Source organism: Calditrichota bacterium (assembly GCA_014359355.1).
Classification (GTDB): Bacteria; Zhuqueibacterota; Zhuqueibacteria; order JANLFK01; family Oleimicrobiaceae; genus Oleimicrobium.
The window spans coordinates 1-4,700 of the sequence record JACIZP010000130.1; the positions used below are offsets into that span (position 1 = coordinate 1).

Sequence of the window (4,700 nt, forward strand, 5' to 3'; positions counted from 1 at the left end):
GTCAACCAGACGCTCCGCTACACGAGTGCGGACAGCATCTATTCGGCAGTCTTTCATCCGAGTCAGCAACTCAAAGAGCTGCGAGTGCTGGTCGGGGTTGAGCAGGTGGTACCGGTGGGTCGGGGGTGGAGCTTGGGGGTAGCCACTGCCGTGGGCGTGGACTTTTTCTATCGAGAGCTGGAGATGCGCGAGGATTGGACAAAGCGGTTCAACGTCGACACCACCTCCGCTGACCTGGACTATGCGTACCACTATCGGCTGCTCCACTTTGCGCCAACTCGCAAGGGGGCAAGTTGGTTTTTGGTACCCTCGCTGGGCGCGCGCGTGGCCGTTTCCTCGGCCGTGGACGTTGGTTGGGAAGTGGCCTACCTTCACTACTTCCGTGGCGACCGCTCCGTGGGCGTGCGCCTCTCTGAAGAGGGATCCCGGTGGTTGCCGTTCAAGGGGAAGGTGATGTGTGCTCTTGGGGTGACTTTTAAGTACTGACGGAGACTGCCGATGCCAGGGATGCACTGCCGCGTACCTGCCGTGCTGCTTGCGGCAACGCTTGCCTTGCCCGCCTGGGGGCAGGAGCTTGGACAATGGCACGCCGGGCTCAGCTTCAGCTACTCCCTGCCGGTGAGTTCACTGGGCAAATGGTTCTTGCCAGCGCCCAATCTGGACATTGCCATCGGGCAGCGCATCACTGAGCAGTGGACGGTGGCAGGGGGCGTGGAGCTCGCTCGCTACGATCGAGAAGCGCTCAGCGGTTACGCCGCAGGGAAACTAACGTTGCTCCTGGAGCACGTGGCGGCCCTGGTGGTGGGGGAGTTCCAGCTCACCGATCATGGGCAGGTGTTTCCTTTTCTGCTCCTGTCAGGCGGGGTCTACCGCTGGAAGGGAGTGCGCGGCGCGGTGCCGGCTGATTCCTCAGTGACCCCCTACCTGCCGGCTATTGCCGAGCGGCGTTTGTGCGCCACCAACTGGGGCATGCGCCTGGGATTTGGGTTGAAGACGCGTGCCTGGCACCGGCTCGCATTAGAGGGGAGAGTCTGGTACCGGCTGGTGTTGGGTGACCTCTGGCCCACCATGCAGCCGCACATCGAACTCGAGGGGGTATCAGGGTTTCAGACGATGAACGCCTCTGTGGGCGTGCGGTACTTTTTCTGAAAATGACGTAGGAGGCAGCTATGCGACGGCTGATGAGCATGGTGCTTCTTCTCCAGTTGCCTGCCTTGGTTGCAGCCCAGTACCCGGTGAGGTGGGCGACTTCCCGGTACATGAACCCGGGCAGTGACGTGACGCGCTCGCTGGCCTACCGTCGGAGCAGCGACCATGTGCTGGTGGCCACCCGCAAGTGGGGTGTGGGTCTTGTTGCTTTGAGCGCGGCAACAGGCGACTCGGTGGGCGCGCTGGACACGCAAATTGTGGCCGGCGGGACTTATCCCATCAACATGGTTGCCGTTGCCGAGGACGGCACCATCTACGCCTCCAACCTCTGTGCGCCTCTCTATACGCCCGGAGCTACGGTGCGCATCTATCGCTACGCAGATGAGCATGCCGCGCCGGAGCTCGTTTTCGACGACCCCTTGGATGGCGGCCGTTACGGGGATTCCTTTGCCGCGATAGGTTCTGGGCTCCCGCGCTACGTCTACATTTCGGGCATGGGCAATCAGCGGATCGCCGTATTGCGGGATGATGGCGGACCTACGTTGCTGCTCGACCACTACATCCCGCTGCCCATGCCTGGCGCGGCGCGTCATGGTATCTCTCCGACGGCGCCATGCGGGCCGGTGTGGATAAACGGCGCAGATGTGGGCTTTCCTCCACCGCAACTCATTGCCGACGACGGAACGGTCATCGCCGTGGTACCCGACACTCTGGCCTCCCGAGGCGGCACCTCGACCATTCTCCATCTGGTGTTGGGCAGCTACCGGCTGATCGCCGTCACCAATGCTTGGGCGCTCTCGGTACGCTGCGTGCGCTACTTCGAGGATGAGCTCGGTACTATCACGTTCGACTATTTTGGTGCCAATTCGGATTCGATCCCTCTCCTTTACAATGGCACCACTTTTATCAACAACGTGAACGCCACGAACTCGTTGGCCTATGATAGCAGGCGCCATTCGCTTCTTACGCTCTTTGGCTTCAACAGCATCGCTTCCCTGAGCCTCGATTCGCTCTTGAAGGCGAGCACCCCGCGCTCGGAGGCGATGACGGTGAGCATTGATGGCAAGAACGACTTCTTCCCCACAGATCACGTCGGTCGAAGCAACGGCAGGGACATGTACTTGACCTGGTCCGCAGGCAAGCTCTTTCTCGGCATCACGGGGCACACGCTGGTGGATCCCACTCTGACCAATCGGCTCTACGTGGCCTTTGATACCGACCCACACGGCGGGAATGGCTCGGCAGTCCCGCCTGAGGACGCTGGGGGCGTGGCCGTATTGCCCTTCTTGGCCGACGTAGTCTACATGGTCGAGTCCTGGAACCAGCCCGACTACATGGTGGGCAACATCTACAAGTGGCAAGGGGGTGGTTGGACGCATACGCAGTTCGACGGCAACATGGCCTCCCAAGGAGCACTGGCCTATGCGGACGATGGTCCCGGTAGACTGGCAGAACTGGCGGCAATCAGGAACGCCGCAGGACTGGGCAGCAGCTTCACCAGCTTGAGCTTCATGGCCTACGTTGCGCAGACCGGTCCAGCTGGGGAAGTGCTCTGTGCCTTCCCGGACGCCAATCCGGTGGGACGAGGCGTCACCTTCAACCACTACTTCTTCGTGGACAGTCTTCGGAGCGGCATTTTTCCCACCGACACAACGCATGTGCGGGTGATGAGCACGCCGACGGGCGTCAACGGTGGCAGCGCTGGGCCCACCCGGCTTTTGAGGCACGAACTGGCACAGAACTATCCAAATCCGTTCAATCCCAAGACGCGCATCCGGTATGTGCTCGCCCACGAAGGGGAGGTCCGGCTGGAGGTGTTTGACCTGCAGGGGCGGCTCATTCAGAAAGTGTGTGAAGGAAAGCAGCGAGCCGGGACGCATCAGCTGGTCTTCGACGGCGGCTCGTTGGCCTCCGGCGTCTACCTGTACCGCCTCACCGTGAATCAGCAGGAGGTGGCCACCAGAAAAATGGTGTTAGTGAGGTAGAAGACGCAGAGACGATCCTCGGGCCGCATCGTGGTCCACTGCTGAGGCGCAGAGGGGGGAATTCAGAAGAATTGGCAGAGAGTGGGCAACTGTGCATAGGAAGGCGAAAGGGCACATCTTGGCACGCGCTGTTTGCTGGCTGTTGGCGTCTGTCTTCCCGGCGCCTTTAGCGTGGAGCCAACAGGAAGAGCTGCGGGGTGTGTGGGTGGCGTGGGCAGGCTCCAACGTGCCGAGCAAGGAGAGAATCGCCGCGATCATGGACGACGTTGCGGCGCACGGCATGAACGCGGTGTATGTCGACGTGTGGCGCTACGGCTATCCGTACTTCCGCAGCCAAGTGTTCCATCGGCTTACGGGTCTGCAGACAGATCCGGCGCTTGCCGAGGGTAGGGATGTGCTGGCAGAAATGGTCGCCGAGGGACACCGCGTTGGCTTGCACGTGCACGCCTGGTTCGAGTACGGTTTCGTGGCCTGCCAAGGCACCAATGATCATGTCTATCGCCAGAGACCCGATTGGTTCGCCAAGAGGCGCGACGGTAGCGTGCTATTCAATGGCGAGTACCAGTACAAATGGCTCAGCCACTGTAATCAAGAGGCGCAGCAATTCCTCATCTCCCTGTTCTTAGAAGTGGCCCGCAACTATGATGTGGACGGCATTCAGCTGGACAGAGTCAGGTACCCAGAGTTGGACTGTGGGTACGATGACGCTACGGTTGCTCTCTACAGGGCAGAGCACAACGGCAACTCCCCGCCGCAGAATCCTGGTGACTCGCACTGGATGAGGTGGCGTGCGGACAAGCTCACCTCGTTCATCGCCCTTGCCTATGATTCTCTGAAACGCGCACGGCCAGACCTGCCGGTGAGCAACACACCCATCGTCTACCCGTATGGCTACGAGAATTTTTGTCAGGACTGGCGGCCGTGGATCAATGACCGCCATCTGGATGTCGTGTCTCCACAGGTGTACCGGGCTACCAACACCGTCTACGCGTCCGAACTTGACCTGCAGTTGACGCACGTCGTGGACAGGAGCCGCTTTTACCCGGGCATGACGTCCGTTTTCGACCAGTACCTTGTGCCGACAGAGCAGCTGGCCGCCATGATCGAGACGACCAGGAGCCGAAGGCTCGCCGGGCACGTGATCTGGTTTTACGACACCCTCGCCGATGACTTGCCCGCGCTGGCGGCTGGAGTGTATCAGGCGCATGCCTCGGTTCCAGGCATGCCTGTTGGCTGGCGCCAGCCTGCCATCGTCGTGAACGAGGATGATTCGACGGTTGCTCGCTCGGGGAACTGGGTCGCTTATGCGGGGATCGCCGGTTTTCGTGACGGCTGCCTGTACACCAGCGCCTCGCCAGCTGCCACCATAGAGTATCCTGCTGCCATCCCGAAAGCAGGCTGGTACGAGGTTTATGCGTTTGTTCCCTACCACTGGAACGCGACACGAGAGGCCCGCTACCAGGTGATACATGCACGAGGCGTGGATACCGTGTTCGTCAACCAAGGCCTCGCGGGCAACGCAAGGTGGCATAAACTCGGGGACTTTTATTTCCATGCGGGTAACAG

4 protein-coding genes are annotated in these 4,700 nt (G+C 60.9%); all 4 read left to right on the plus strand.

What is annotated here, in order from left to right; translation table 11 throughout:
- On the plus strand, positions 1-486 hold a 486-nt coding region (locus H5U38_05475; GenBank protein ID MBC7186465.1), incomplete at its 5' end, for a hypothetical protein.
- 12 nt (positions 487-498) lie between these two features.
- Positions 499-1,149, plus strand: a complete 651-nt coding sequence (locus H5U38_05480) for a hypothetical protein (protein ID MBC7186466.1) — start codon at positions 499-501, stop codon at positions 1,147-1,149.
- Between the two features lie 20 nt (positions 1,150-1,169).
- Complete coding sequence (locus H5U38_05485) at positions 1,170-3,134, plus strand: DUF4623 domain-containing protein (protein MBC7186467.1); 1,965 nt, start codon at positions 1,170-1,172, stop codon at positions 3,132-3,134.
- 118 nt (positions 3,135-3,252) lie between these two features.
- Positions 3,253-4,700 (plus strand): family 10 glycosylhydrolase (locus tag H5U38_05490; protein MBC7186468.1); only part of this gene is annotated, 1,448 nt, incomplete at its 3' end.

Bases quoted from the DNA above. Each gene is read 5' to 3' on its own strand.
- H5U38_05480 (MBC7186466.1), top strand. From the start codon at position 499: ATGCCAGGGATGCACTGCCGCGTACCTGCCGTGCTGCTTGCGGCAACG.
- H5U38_05485 (MBC7186467.1), top strand. From the start codon at position 1,170: ATGCGACGGCTGATGAGCATGGTGCTTCTTCTCCAGTTGCCTGCCTTG.